Raw genomic sequence first — 13,818 nt, forward strand, 5'->3', positions numbered from 1 at the left:
TCCCCATGTGAGAGTAGGTCATCGTCAAGATTCATTTCGCAAAACCCCTATCTGCGCATGCAGGTAGGGGTTTTGTCTTTAAGTAGGAACTATAGAGATTCGCAGGCACGTCCTACTGACGGGCCAGCACACAGAATTTCTTGACGACCATAGAGCATTGGAACCACCTGATCCCATCCCGAACTCAGCAGTGAAACGATGCATCGCCGATGGTAGTGTGGGGTTTCCCCATGTGAGAGTAGGTCATCGTCAAGATTCAAACTCAAAGCCCCTGTCTGCGATGCAGACAGGGGCTTTGTCTTTTTCGGGTTTCAATATCGGTTAGAACTGATAGCTGACTGTGGCGCTCACATTGCGCTCTTCACCCATGTAGCAGTAGTTCAGGCTGGCACATGAGGTGATGTAGTTTTCATTGGTAAGGTTGTTGGCGTTCAAGCGAACATCCACACCCGCCAGGCCGACCTTGCCCAAGTCATAGCCGATAGAGGCGTCGAACAGGGTGTAGGAAGGCACTGTCATGCTGTTTTCCGCATCCACCCAGCTGTACCCCACATATCGCACCCCACCGCCCAGCCGCAGGCCATCCAGTGCCCCCTGGCGGAAGTTATAGTCGGCCCACAGCGAAAGCATCTGTTTCGGCGCCTGAGTCGGCGAATTACCCTTGTTGTCCAAGTTGCCCGAGACAAGGCTCGGCATTGACTTCGAATACTCGATATCGGTGAAGGTATAGCCACTCAGCAGTTTGAGGCTATCGGTCAGCTGTACATGGGCCTCAAGCTCTAGCCCTTGCGAGCGGACTTCACCGACAGGGCGATAGAAGTCTTCGTCAGGCTGTTTAGACGCCAAATTCTCCTGCTCGATGCGGAACACCGATGCGGTGAACAGGTTGTCGCTCCCTGGTGGCTGATATTTGATGCCGGCTTCCCACTGAGTGCCCTCCGTAGGTGCCAGCGGCCGGCCCTGCTGGTCGGACACGGTGTTCGGGTTGAACGACTCCGAGTAGCTGATGTAGGGCGCAATGCCGTTCTCGAAAAGGTAGAGCACCCCTGCCCGGGAGGTGAACCTGGAGCGTTGATCACTGACCTTGCTGTCGCTGTCACGGTTCTCTTCGGACACCTTCACCCAGTCCTGGCGCAGTCCCAAGGAAAAGCGCCACTGGTCCAGCTCCACCAGATCCTGCAGGTACACACCCGTTTGTTGCAAGCGTCGCTGGTAGCGGTTCTCGCCCAGTACCTGAAGATTGCCATTGCCGTACTGTGGATTGCCGGCATCCAGTGGGCCGACGGTGCCATAACGCCATGCCACGTCGGCTTTGCGCCGCTGGTAGTCAGCCCCCAGTAGCAAGGTGTGTTTGGCCGCCCCGGTAAAGAATTCTGCCTGCAGCATGTTATCAATGATGTACGAATGCAGACGCTCGTCGCCGCCGGTATAGGCGCGATTTAACATGTTGCTGTCAACATCTGCCCAGCCGGCGGAGTACACCTGGTCCATCGACACGTCGGAATCCTGATAACGGAAGTTCTGCCGCGCTGTGAACACATCATTGAAGCGATGCTCAAACTGGTAGCTGAAGGATTGCTGCGTGCGCTCGTAGTTGTCGATGCTCGGCTCGCCTTCGAAGAAATGGTCTGACAGGCGCAAACCGTTGCGCTTGTGCAGCATGCCATCAGCAGGGTTACCGCCGTGGTACCCACCGTCAGGGTCGTGCTGCAAATAGGCCTGCAGCGTGAGTGAGGTGTCTTCGGTGAAGTCGACACTGATAGCAGGGGCGATGGCGTAACGTTCTTCCTTGTTGTGGTCGAACTGAGTGTCGGAAGCATCCGCCAAACCCGTCAGGCGATACGCAATGCGTTTGTCGTCATCCACAGGACCACTGAAGTCGAAGCCCACGCCACGCTGGCCCTGAGTACCTACCGTGGCCTGAACCTGATGGTAAGGGGCAAAGAGTGGCTTCTTGGTGGTCAGGGCTACCAGGCCACCCGGCGAGCTTCGCCCGTACAGTACCGAAGACGGTCCCTTGAGAATGTCGATGCGCTCAAGAAAGTATGGGTCTACCTGCATCGTGCTGTAGGTGCCGTTGTCGCCCATTGACTTGAGCCCATCGACGTAGATGTTGTCCACCGAACCGTCGTTGAAGCCGCGCATGGCTACATAGTCATAGCGATGAGTGGCACCGTACGGGTTGGTCAGTACTCCAGGCGTGTAGCGCATGGCCTGGGCAACGGTCTGAGAGCCCTGATCGTCCATTTGTTGGCGAGTGACTACCGAGACCGATTGGGATGTCTCCACCAAGGGCATGCTGGTCTTGGTCGCCACCTGGCTGTGCGTGGCGTTGTAACCCTCCATGCTGCCCAGTGCGTTGCCGAGGGAGAAACTACGGATGTCGGTGTCTGGCAATGCCAAGGCGGCGCTCTGACGCTGTGCCTGCAGCACATAGTTACGTCCCCCCTGGCTGACGGCTTCCAGTCCGCTGCCATTTAGCAACTGGCGCAGCGCTTGATCGGTAGTGAACTTCCCCTGCAGTCCGTTGGAATGCAGGCCATCGGTCAGCTGAGGCGTGCTCGATAGGGTGATGCCGGCCTGACGAGCGATCTTGTTGAGCACATCGGTCAGTTGGCCAGCCGGTATTGCATAGTCATGGCTCACTTCGGCTGTGTCGGCCGCTACGGAAAGTTGCGGAGCAGTTGCCAGGCCCAGGGCGGTACCAAACAGAACAGCCCGGATGGCGTGGCGCAAGTGAGCTGATTGCAGGACTGGACGAATATCATTCGGGATGAAAGTGTGGGTTAACACCGGGTTGGTAGGCATGAAGGGTCCGTTAAAGTGTCGAGGGCAGAAAGTGTTGCTTACTGTCCTAGCCGGACCTGGATTCAAAACCCGCCAGAAATCGATAACGCCTTATCAGGTCATGCTCTCTACATGCACCCACCAGCGTGTACGTCGACGAAGTCGTACGGGCAACGTCTGCGGTAGCAGCCGAAGCAGTTGTTCCGGGTCTTCGAGGCGGAACACCCCCGACAGGCGCAGGTCGGCAATCTCATTGCTGCAGCCCAGGTAACCATGGCGATAGCGGCTGACCTGCGCGAGGAAGTTGGAGAGGCGCATGTCCTGAGTGACGATCAACCCTTCAGTCCAGGCCATCGCATCCATCTCCATGTGCGCGAGCCGGTGCGCACCTTGAGCATCCAGGCGCCAGTTCTGGCCACCTTCGATCCACTGAAGTTGGCCAGTACCAGGCCGGTGTATCGCCACTTTGCCGTGGCTGACGCTGACACGTGTGCAGTCGCTATCCTGATAGGCCACAAAGCGTCCTTCGAAGCCTTCCAGCAGCGCGTCGCGGGTTTGTACCAGCAGGGGATGCCGGGGGTTGCAGTTGATCATCAATTCCCCAAGCTTCAGGCGGACCAGACGCTGTTGATCATGGAAGGCCAGGTCCACGGCACTGCAGGTATTGAGTTGCATCAGCGAGCCATCGGGCAGGGTGAAGACGCGTCGCTCGCCCGTGCCGGTGGCATAGTCTGACGTCGAGGCACTCACAGTATCGAGGTCTTTGGCCAGCCAGCTCGCAGATCCTGCCATGACAACGCCGCCAAGCAGCTTCAGCGCCTGTCGGCGGCGCAGGCGCTGCTGGCTGGTTTCCAGTGTCTGCAATGCCAGCCCGGCACCGGGAATAGCGCGCAGGTCAAGGTCCTGATGAAGGTGAACCACACGCTGCCAGGCCTGTTCGTTTTCGTGGTGGCTGCTGCGCCAATGCGCGCACTGTTGTTGCAGAGCTGGATCGTGCCCGCTTTCACGCAGCCGCAGCATCCACTGAATGGCCTGCCTGACCGTTTTTGTATCAGGGCGTGCGACGGTCATGGATTCAGCAGTCGTCTTCATAGCGCAGCACGTAGCAGTGATAGAGCGCATCGGCGATATAGCGCTCAACGGTGCGCACGGAGATCCCCATCTGTTCGGCGATGGCCTGATGCTTCAGCCCCTCGCATTGAGCCAGCAGGAATGCGCGACGGACCTTGGGTTTGAGGCCGTCGAGCATGCGTGCAATACGCTCAAGCAATTCCAGCAGCAGCTCGCGGGTCTCGACTGAGGGGGCCAGTGCTTCCGGCACATGGGCCAAAGCCTCCAGGTAGGCCCTGTGCAGTTCCTCGCGGCGCCAATGATCGATCACCAACCCACGCGCTACCGTGCGCAGGAAGGCCCTGGGAGCATTCAGCTGCAATTGTTCACGACGCTGTAGCAAGCGGACGAAGGTATCTTGGGCGAGGTCAGCCGCATCGGCTGCGTTGCCGAGCTTGCTACGCAGCCAGGTATGCAACCAGCCGTGGTGGTCACTGTAGAGCGTTTGCACGGAATCGTTGCTGGGCATGGAGGAGGGCGCCGGCATCAATGGACGTTAATGATAATTAGTCTCATTGTTGGCGGAGCAAGATTAATTTGCAACCCATCAATTACCGCGTAAAGCCGGTAATGGGCTAACGCCCCAATTGCGTATCCAGGTAATTGCGGATCACCCGCGCCCCGCCATTGAGGTGCCGTTCCAGCACCGCTACCGCTTCGTCCACCAGCTTGTCGCTGGCTGCATCTACCAGTGCGTTGTGATCGTCCTGAGTGAGCTTGCCCAGGCCCATGGACGAAAGATGGAAACGCAGGAAGCGTTCTTCCTCGTTCAGTTCGTTCTCGATAAGGCGCAGTAGTTTCTTGTTCGGCGCCTTGCTGTACAGCGCCATGTGGAGCAGGCGGTTGAGGCGGCCAATTTCGGTGTGGCTGGTCTCGTTCTCCAGTTGCTGGATATACCCGCGGGCGCTGGCGATGTCGCTGGCATCAAGCAGCGGGATAGACTGGCGCAGCGCCTCGCTCTCGAGCAATACGCGAAGGGCATAGGTGTCCACTGCATCCTCGCCGATCAGCGGTGCAACGACGGCGCCCTTATGCATCTCCACCTTCAGCAGGGACTGCGCTTCGAGCTGGCGCAGGGCTTCGCGCACGGGCATGCGGCTAACGCCGTACAAGGTGGCGAGCTCTTGTTGGCGAACCGCAGTACCAGGGGGCAAGCGCCCATCGAGAATGGCGCTGCGCAGGCGTTCTTCGATCACGGCACGGGCCTGATGCGGCAACAACTGCTCGCTGGCCAGCACATTGCTCAATCTGATTTTCTTGGCCACGCGACGCCTGCCTCAATGATGACTATATTGGATCCAATGACACTAGTAACAGCTTGTGAGGGTGTCAAACCTGCACCCACACTGGTACGGGCGCCCCAAAAGCGCGGCTATGGTGGAGGAAGTCGCACGTCAAAGGAAGCTGCCTATAGAAAGATGTAAGCAGAAAGTATAGGCGGGCTGACAGCCGGGTGCGTGATTGCAGGGTGCCATTGTCTTTTGCGGTGGCAAGCCCCACCATCGCTGCTTTCGACTGGTCTGAACAGGGCTTCGCAGTGGCGATATCCTGGTTGCTCAAAACCGTAGTGCGATATGTCGGCTTTGCCGCGCTGCTGGGCAGTCTTCTGCTGGGCGGCTTGCACGCGGATTGGGATTTCTCCCAGATCAGCCGCAAGTCGCAGGCTCTGTACGGCCCACTAGGTGCCGGGCAGGGGCGCATCGATGCCTGGCAGAGCCTGATGGCCACGCAGAAGCAGGGTACCGAGCTTGAACGGTTGCAAGTGGTCAACCGCTTCTTCAACCAGCAATTGCGTTATGTCGAGGATATCGATCTGTGGCATGAGGTCGACTACTGGGCCACACCTGTGCAGGCACTGATCAAAGGTGCAGGGGACTGCGAGGATTACGCCATCGCCAAATATTTCAGTCTACGGCGCATGGGAATCCCCAGCGAAAAACTGCGCATCACCTACGTCAAGGCGCTGCGGCAGAGCCGGGCACACATGGTCCTGACCTATTATTCAAGCCCACAGGCCCAGCCTTTGGTGCTGGACAGTCTGATGGATGCCATCAAGCCGGCAAGCCAGCGTACCGACCTGCTGCCGGTGTACGCCTTCAATGGCGAGGGGTTGTGGCTGACGGGCGCCGCAGGGAACAAGAAGGTTGGTGATACCAAGCGGCTGTCACGCTGGCAGGATTTGTTGAAGAAAATGCAGGCCGAAGGGTTCCCGGCCGAGCCGGTTTACTGAAGGAGCACAGATGTCACTGTTCAAACAATTGCTGTTGGCCATTTGCCTGTTCCTGGTGGTCGCCTTCAGTGGCAGTTTCATGGTCAGCCTGGAAAGCTCGCGCAGCCAATACGTCAACCAGCTGCGCTCGCACGCCCAGGATGCGGCCACCGCGCTGGCGCTTTCGCTGACGCCGAATATCGACGACCCAGCGATGGTCGAGCTGATGGTCAGCTCGATTTTCGACAGTGGTTACTATGCAAGCATCAAGGTCGTCGACCTGGGTTCCAATGCCGTGCTGGTGGAGCGTCATGCCGAGCCAGACCCTGGCGGTGTGCCGCTTTGGTTCGTGCGCCTGATCGGCCTTGAGGCCGCCGGCGGCGATGCAATCGTCAGTCGTGGCTGGCAGCAGGCCGCGCGCGTTGAAGTGATCAGCCACCCGATGTTCGCCATTGCCAAGCTTTGGCAAAGTGCCTTGGGCAGCCTGGGTTGGTTGCTGTTGTGCGGTGCGGCCAGTGCCGTGCTCGGTGCTTTGCTGTTGCGTCGCCAGTTGAGGCCGCTGGACTACATGGTCGAGCAATCCCACGCTATTGCTCGCCGCGAATTTCTCAGCCTGCCAGAGTTGCCACGCACGCCGGAGCTACGCCGCGTAGTGCAAGCGATGAACCAGATGGTCGAGAAACTCAAAGCCCTGTTCACCGAGCAGGCCGAGCGCAGTGAGCGGCTGCGTGCGGAGTCCTACCAGGACAGCCTGACCGGGCTGTCGAACCGCCGCTATTTTGAAATGCAGCTGAACAATCGGGTAAGCAACCTGGAAGACGCGCGCGCCGGCTACCTGCTGTTGCTGCGGGTTCAGGGCCTGGCTGGCCTGAACGCACGCCTTGGCGGCCAGCGTACCGACCAGTTGCTGCAAGCGGTAGGTGAACAGCTGCGTCGTACTTGTGCCAGCTACCCGGAAACCAACGACCTCATTTCCCGCAGCCGCGGCGGTGAATTTGCAGTGCTGGCACCGGGCATGGTGCATGAGGAGGCCGTACACCTTGCCCAGGCCCTGGAGGCAACGTTGCAGAGCCTGCACGAAACGGGGGCAAGTGATATCGACCCGGTGGCTTGTATAGGCCTGGCACCATTCAGCCCTGGTGATTCACCCCAGGCATTGCTGAAGCTCGCCGACGAGGCTCTGGCCCGCGCTGAGAACCAGCCAACGCCGGGCTGGGTATGCCTTGAGCAAGGTGTTGCTGCGGTTGCCGCAGATAGCCAGCATGCCTGGCACGAACGGCTCGACCAGGCGTTTATCAATGGGCATTTCGAGTTGTTCTTCCAGCCAGTGATGGAGTGCGCTTCCTCGCAACGGGTACTGCACCACAAAGTTATTTCGCGTTTGCGCGATGGCCAGGGCGAGGCCTTGCCGGCGGGCCGCTTCCTGCCTTGGTTGGAGCGCTTCGGCTGGATGCCGCGGCTGGATGTGCTGGTGCTGGAGAAAGTGTTGGCGCACCTGCGAGGGCATGACCAGGTGCTGGCGTTGAACCTGTCCGCAGCCACCCTGGCCGACCCCAAGGCCCTTCAACGCATTTTCGAGCTGCTGGGCCAGAATGCGGCGCTCGGCCCGCGGCTGGTTTTTGAAATTGGCGAGGAGCAGTTGCCTGAGCAGGCAGCATTGGAGCAACTCACCCGGCGCCTGCATGGGCTAGGTTTCGGGTTGGCTTTGCAACGCTTCGGTGGGCGCTTCAGCATGATTGGCAACCTGGCGCACTTGGGCCTGGCGTACCTGAAGATTGACGGCAGTTACATCCGCAACATCGATCATGAGCAGCACAAGCGGCTGTTCATCGAAGCGATCCAGCGTGCGGCGCATAGCATCGACCTGCCGCTGATTGCTGAGCGAGTCGAGACGGAAGGGGAGCGGTTGGTGTTGCTGGAGATGGGAGTAGGCGGGATTCAGGGGCAACTGGTGGGTGAGCCTGCGCCTTGGCGCTGAATGGCCTCTCTCGCGCCGCTGTAGGAACAGCCTAGAGCCGCAAAAGGGCCGCATAGCGGCCCCAGGTTCACGTAGCGATGTGCAGGGCTGCTTGTACAGCCCTGTCGCGACACGAGGCCGCTCCTACAGCAATGGCGAAACCAGCAGGTCGGCTATCACCGCTCGCGCAGCGCTTCCGATCGCGCCTTCATGATCGGCTTGAGCAGGTAGCTCATGATGGTTTTCTTGCCTGTCATGATATCCACCGTCGCCACCATCCCCGGAATGATCAGCAGTGGCTTCTCGTCGGTCCCTAGGTGACTGCGATCGGTGCGCAGCTTGATCAGGTAATACGTAGTCTTCTTGTCTTCATCGGTAATGGTGTCGGCGCCAATCTGCTCCAGCTTGGCCTTGAGCCCACCGTAGATGGTGTAGTCATACGCGGTGAACTTGACCGTCGCTTCCTGGCCAGGGTGCAGGAAGGCGATGTCTTTGGGCAGGATCTTTGCCTCGATGACCAGCGTGTCGTCCAGTGGCACGACTTCGATGATATCGCTGCCTGGCTGGATTACCCCGCCAATGGTGTTCACCAGCAGTTGCTTGACGATACCGCGTACTGGCGAAGTGACAAGTGTGCGGTGCACCCGGTCGTCCAGCGCCTTGCTGGTGGCGGTAGCCTTGTTCAGTTCGGTGCGTGCCTCGTTCAGCTGGGTCAGCGCTTCACTTCGGAACTTGCCACGCGTCTCTTCGATCTTGCTTTGCACCTCGCGGATGGCCGCCTCTGCGCGCGGGATCGCAAGCGCAGTGGAGTCCAGCTGACCGCGGTTTTCCACTTCAGCACGGCGCAGGCGCAGCACTTCAACCTGGGAAATCGCGCCGGTTGCCACCAGCGGTTCGGACATACTGATTTCCTTGCGCAGCAGCTCAAGGCTGTTGGCGTACTGGGTGCGCTTGGAGCTGTATTCGCGCAGTTCCTGCTGGCGTTGGACCAACTGCTGTTGCAGGCCGCCAATTTCGTCCTGCAGTTGCTGGCGCCGGCTCTGGTACAGCGACTCCTCACTGGCCGCCTGGTTTGGCGCGGCTTTACGCAGCTTTTCGTCGATTATCAGCGGGCTGTCCTGTACCTCGGCACTCAAACGTTCGACCCGCAGGGCCATGGCCAGGCGGTCAGCCTCGGTTTCACCAACGTTGGAGGCGAAGCGGGTTTCATCCAGGCGCAGCAATGGCTGGCCCACTTCGACGATCTGCCCCTCCTTGGCGAAGATTTCGGCGACGATGCCGCCCTCCAGGTTCTGGATCTTCTGTACCTTGGAAGAGGGAATGGCCTTGCCTTCACCCCGCGTAACTTCGTCGATGGGCGCAACGCTGGCCCATACAATCAAGAACACGAAGAACAGGATCACGCCCCAGATGGTCAGCCGCACCACCCGCGGTGCATCTTCGATCAGGGCTTTGTTTACCTCGGGCAGCGGCTGGCCGCCAAGCGAGTCGCTGCCTTTGAAATAGCGCCGCAGGCCGTCCTTGAACTGCCCCATATCCAGCTTATGCAACACTGATCTGCCCCTTCTTCAGTGCATCCATGACCGCGGCTTTCGGGCCGTCGGCGACAATCTGCCCGCGATCGATCACGATCAGCCGGTCTACCAGTGACAGCAACGAGGCACGGTGCGTGACCAGCAGTACCGTCTTGCCCTCCACCACCGCCTGCAGGCGCTGCTTGAGGCGTTCTTCACCGGTGTTGTCCATGGCGCTGGTCGGCTCGTCCAGCAGCAGGATCTGCGGGTTGAGAAGCAGCGCACGGCCCAAGGCGACGTTCTGCCGCTGGCCGCCGGACAGGTTCTGCCCGCGTTCACCCACTTGCAGCTCGTAGCCGTCGGGGTGCAGCCGGGCGAATTCATGTACGCCCGCCAGTTCAGCGGCCTGCAGGATCAATTCGTCCTCGATGTAGCGGGCGCCGCTGACCAGGTTGTCACGCAAGGTGCCGGCCAGCAGCTGGATGTCCTGTGGGACGTAGCCGATGTTGTGGCGCAGTTCGCTGACATCGATCTGGCGAATGTCGACGCCATCGACCAGCAGCGAGCCACCATCGGCCTCGTACAGGCCGACAATGAGCTTGGCCAGCGAGCTCTTGCCCGAGCCGCTGCGACCGATGATGCCGACCTTCTCGCCAGGGCGGATGGTCAGGTTGATATTCTTCAGGGCCAGGTTCTGCTGGTTCGGATAAGTGAAGTCGACACCGCGGAACTCGACGCTGCCCTGCAGCACCTTGCGGCTCAGCGGGCGCTCTTCGAAGTTGCGCTCTTGGGGTAGATCCATCATGTGGTCGGTGGAGACCATGGTCACCTTGGCTTGCTGGTAGCGGGCGAGCAGGCCGTTGAGTTGGCCCAACGGGCCGAGGGCGCGGCCGCTGAGCATGTAGCAAGCCACCAGGCCGCCCATGCTCAGGTTGCCGTCGATGATCAGGTACACGCCGACGCAGATCATTGCCACGCCTGCCAGTTGCTGGATCAGCAGGGTGATGTTCATCGCCAGGCTCGACAGCACTTTCACGCGCAGTTCCAGCCGGCTCAGGGTGCCGAGGGTTTGCTCCCACATATACTGGCGTTCGCTTTCGGCGTTGTTGACCTTTACCGCATCCAGACCCGCCAGGGTTTCGATCAGGCTGGACTGGCGCTCTGATGCCAAAGCCATGGTCCGCTCCATGGTCGCCATCAGTGGCCGCTGCAGGGCGTAGCCGATGCCCAGAGCCAGCGGGAAAGCGATGATCGGTATCCACACCAGGTGCCCGCCAATGATGGCGATGACGATCAAAATCAGGATGGTAAAGGGCAGGTCGATCAGGCTGGTCAGGGTCAGCGAGGCGAGGAAGTCGCGCAGGCCTTGGAACTCGTGAATGTTCTGGGCAAAGCTGCCGACCCGCGCCGGCCGGTACTTCATCGACATGCCGACGATACGTTCAAACAGCGTTGCCGAGATGATCAGGTCGGTCTTCTTGCCTGCCAGGTCCAGGCACAGGCCGCGAAGGCCTTTGAGGATCAGGTCGAAGATGTACGCGCCGGCGATACCGATGGCCAGTACCCAGAGCGTCGAGGTGGCCTGGTTTGGCACCACCCGGTCATACACGTTCATCACGAACAGCGGCGCGGCCAAGGCGATCAGGTTGATCACCAGGCTGGCGGCGATAGCGTCGATATACAACCACTTGCTGCGCAGCAGGGTGTCGCGGAACCACGACTTCGCGCGGGGGATGAGGTTGCCGTGGTTGACATCGAACTTGTGCTGCGGCTGCGCGAAGAACACGCGGCCGCTGTAGTCGCTTAGCAGTGCTTCGCGGCTGACGTGCACCTCGCCACCGTCGCTCTCGCTGAGTAGCAGGCGCGCGGTGTCATCGTTCTCCCAGCCGAGCAGGACGGCGCTGCGGCCCTCCTTGAGCAGCAGCATGGCCGGCATGGCGATACTTGGGATCTGCTCCAGCTTTCGCTGAAGCAGGCGCCCCTGCAGGCCTGCCCGGGCTGCAGCGCGGGGCAGCAGTTCAGGGCTCAGGCGCTGGGCGGGTAGCGGTAGGCCTGTTGTCAGCATGACCCGGCTGGCGGGCTTCTGGTGCAGGACACACAGGCTCAGCAGACTATCCAGCAGGGGATCGTCATGCTGACTGCGTGGATCGTGGCTGAGTTGGACTCGACTGACTTCGGATTCCACGCGGCGCTCTCTTCATCCTTGTGGTGGGTGGGGTGGGTGTGCCGTCGTTAAGGTCGGGTCGGCTCACCCTGGCTCTCTATATGGTACGGCGAAGCTGTGCTGATAAGGGTTATCACGCCCCGGTGCTTGAGCAGCCGGCCAATGTTCGCCTTGAATCGGTGTTGAGTAAACAATTCTACGTGCTTCATTTTCACCAGACTTAGCGGGGCAATGATTGTTTCATTTTTGATCCAGCCATCATCCGGCTTGTTGCAGCATAGCCTGCCACTCAGTCAAGGGAAGCAAGGGGCTGTGGGTTCCAGCTTAGTCATTGTCAGTAAACAGGCGCTGGTTTGTTGGCGCATATCCGTGGCTTGTTAGTCAAAATTCATCTATAGAAAGCAGATCCTTTGCTTTCTTGCATTCAATATTCGCAAGCGATTTCCCATGATAGGGAGGCCAGTATTTGCGCACTCGTACGCCATGTCTTTGATTTGCGACAAATCGCTGCTTGTGGCTTGCGCAGCGTTGAAAGCCTGGTGTGCCTCGAGCGAGCAAGCGCTCCCGGGTCAGGCTGGTTATCGACCTCTGCCTGGCCGCATTCCGGCAAGGTTTGTGCTTATTCGGCAATCAGTGTCCGGGCATTTGACAGTGATCTGGATATTGACGCCAGTAATGCTGACATTGCCGAAGGAGGACAGTCTCGCCGCATGATTTACGGGTGTTGAGGTGTATGAAAAAGTGCTGGAGCTGACGGCTTAACACCCTTTAGATGATGTAAGACATTTGTCCTAAGGAAACGCTTGGCTAAGGTACAAATATCAATGTGACATTACATTGCCGATTGTTTAGGATGGCATGTATAAGGTCAATAGTTTGGCAGTTAGGCAATTCCAAAAAGTTATAGACGGAATATTGACGTCAAAAATCGTCAAGAGATCATCGACATAGTTCCGCCTGAAGTGGCTAGCAAGCGCCGCTCTGGCAGGGAAGTACCCATCGGGTCACACGGAGAGTCCAATGAGCAGCGTTGTAGCCATCGTCAAAAGCATTGTCGGCCAGGTTATTGCGGTATCCCCAGAGGGCATCCGGCGTGTACTTATCGAAGGTGACCGCCTGTTGACCGGTGAGGAAGTGCTCACCGGTCCTGGTGGCGCAGTTACTCTGGAGCTGGCTGATGGCCGTACGCTCGATCTGGGCCGTGACAGCCAATGGAGCGCCGATGCGCCTGACAGCAGCACCGACCTGAGCCAGGCGGCAGCCCAGGCCGCGCCTTCGGTGGAAGAGCTGCAGCAGGCTATTGCTGCTGGTGTTGACCCGACTACTGAGCTTGAAGCTACCGCCGCTGGCCCGTCATCAGCGGGTGGTGGTGCGCTGGGCGGTGGCCACAGCTTCGTGATGCTCGAAGAAACGGCTGGCCGTGTTGACCCGACGGTTGGTTTCCCGACTGACGGGCTGGGCTTTGCGGGCGTACTCGATAACGAAGAAGTGGGCCTGCTGGACACTAACGGCAACAACCTGGTGACCACACCTACGGATACCAACGTTGCTACTGAGCTGACGCTTGGCGCAACCCCTTCTATCAGTGAAGCGGGTGGCGTAATCGTTTATACCGCCACCGTTGGTCAGGCGCCGACCACCAACCTGGTAATTACGCTGTCCAACGGTGCCGTGATCGTCATTCCGGCTGGGCAGACAAGTGGTAGCGTCAACGTCGCAGTTCCGGCAAACGACACACCCTACATCGACGGGGGCCAGATTTCGGCCACCGTGACAGGTAGTACCGGTGGTGGTGGGCTGACGGTGGCATTGCCGCAAACGCCAGCGGTTACCCAAGTGACCGATACAATCGACACCACCACTGCAACCCTGACGGCGAGCCCGTCGGTCACCGAAGGCGGCGTGATCACCTACACCGTGACCCTGAGCAACCCTGCCCAGACGCCGGTGACCGTGACCCTGTCCAACGGCCAGACCATCACCGTTGAGGCTGGCAAAACCCAGGGCAGCGTCGATTTCCAGACCCCGGCCAATGACGTCTACAACAACGGTTCGACCGTCAGCGTCACCATCGAGA

At 59.5% G+C, this 13,818-nt stretch carries 9 protein-coding genes and 1 rRNA gene; 4 read left to right on the forward strand and 6 right to left on the reverse strand.

Annotated features, from left to right (window positions below; all coding sequences use genetic code 11):
* The first annotated feature begins 139 nt into the window (after positions 1–139).
* Positions 140–255 (forward strand): 5S ribosomal RNA (gene rrf, locus ACTJJN_RS26445).
* 66 nt (positions 256–321) lie between these two features.
* Here rrf and ACTJJN_RS26450 read toward each other — a convergent pair.
* From ACTJJN_RS26450 to ACTJJN_RS26465, 4 genes are all read right to left on the reverse strand, one after another.
* Positions 322–2,736 (reverse strand): TonB-dependent siderophore receptor, encoded by a 2,415-nt coding sequence (locus ACTJJN_RS26450; RefSeq protein ID WP_088513795.1) that lies wholly within the window; start codon positions 2,734–2,736, stop codon positions 322–324.
* A gap of 165 nt (positions 2,737–2,901) precedes the next feature.
* Positions 2,902–3,858: a FecR family protein gene (locus ACTJJN_RS26455; RefSeq protein ID WP_221101187.1), complete on the reverse strand. Its 957-nt coding sequence runs from the start codon at positions 3,856–3,858 to the stop codon at positions 2,902–2,904.
* A gap of 4 nt (positions 3,859–3,862) precedes the next feature.
* Positions 3,863–4,366 carry a sigma-70 family RNA polymerase sigma factor gene (locus tag ACTJJN_RS26460; protein ID WP_003256011.1) on the reverse strand — a complete coding sequence of 168 codons (504 nt, stop codon included), beginning with the start codon at positions 4,364–4,366 and terminating at the stop codon, positions 3,863–3,865.
* A 106-nt stretch (positions 4,367–4,472) separates the two neighbouring features.
* The gene (locus tag ACTJJN_RS26465; protein WP_221101188.1) at positions 4,473–5,162 is read right to left on the reverse strand and encodes a GntR family transcriptional regulator; all 690 of its coding nucleotides are present in this window, start codon (positions 5,160–5,162) and stop codon (positions 4,473–4,475) included.
* Between the two features lie 203 nt (positions 5,163–5,365).
* Here ACTJJN_RS26465 and lapG point away from each other — a divergent pair, with 203 nt between their 5' ends.
* Positions 5,366–6,127: a cysteine protease LapG gene (gene lapG / locus ACTJJN_RS26470; RefSeq protein WP_221101189.1), complete on the forward strand. Its 762-nt coding sequence runs from the start codon at positions 5,366–5,368 to the stop codon at positions 6,125–6,127.
* Positions 6,128–6,137: 10 nt separating this feature from the next.
* Complete coding sequence (gene lapD / locus ACTJJN_RS26475; RefSeq protein ID WP_003256007.1) at positions 6,138–8,084, forward strand: cyclic di-GMP receptor LapD; 1,947 nt, start codon at positions 6,138–6,140, stop codon at positions 8,082–8,084.
* Between the two features lie 155 nt (positions 8,085–8,239).
* On the opposite strand, the gene ACTJJN_RS26480 is transcribed toward lapD, so the two are convergent.
* Both ACTJJN_RS26480 and ACTJJN_RS26485 read right to left on the reverse strand, forming a co-directional pair.
* Positions 8,240–9,598: an HlyD family type I secretion periplasmic adaptor subunit gene (locus tag ACTJJN_RS26480; RefSeq protein ID WP_014859068.1), complete on the reverse strand. Its 1,359-nt coding sequence runs from the start codon at positions 9,596–9,598 to the stop codon at positions 8,240–8,242.
* Between the two features lie 7 nt (positions 9,599–9,605).
* Positions 9,606–11,762 carry a type I secretion system permease/ATPase gene (locus ACTJJN_RS26485; RefSeq protein ID WP_003256004.1) on the reverse strand — a complete coding sequence of 719 codons (2,157 nt, stop codon included), beginning with the start codon at positions 11,760–11,762 and terminating at the stop codon, positions 9,606–9,608.
* Positions 11,763–12,761: 999 nt separating this feature from the next.
* Between ACTJJN_RS26485 and ACTJJN_RS26490 the strand changes: the two genes are divergently transcribed.
* The coding region (locus ACTJJN_RS26490) for a retention module-containing protein (RefSeq protein ID WP_440781761.1) at positions 12,762–13,818 on the forward strand (1,057 nt) is incomplete at its 3' end.

This window comes from Pseudomonas sp. 22515, assembly GCF_052044625.1.
Lineage (GTDB): Bacteria > Pseudomonadota > Gammaproteobacteria > Pseudomonadales > Pseudomonadaceae > Aquipseudomonas > Aquipseudomonas alloputida.

What these genes read in the sequence shown, in the direction of transcription:
- lapD (WP_003256007.1), top strand. Translation starts at nt 6,138, where the DNA reads ATGTCACTGTTCAAACAATTGCTGTTGGCCATTTGCCTGTTCCTGGTG.
- ACTJJN_RS26460 (WP_003256011.1), bottom strand. Translation starts at nt 4,366, where the DNA reads ATGCCCAGCAACGATTCCGTGCAAACGCTCTACAGTGACCACCACGGC.
- ACTJJN_RS26480 (WP_014859068.1), bottom strand. Translation starts at nt 9,598, where the DNA reads ATGGGGCAGTTCAAGGACGGCCTGCGGCGCTATTTCAAAGGCAGCGAC.
- ACTJJN_RS26455 (WP_221101187.1), bottom strand. Translation starts at nt 3,858, where the DNA reads ATGACCGTCGCACGCCCTGATACAAAAACGGTCAGGCAGGCCATTCAG.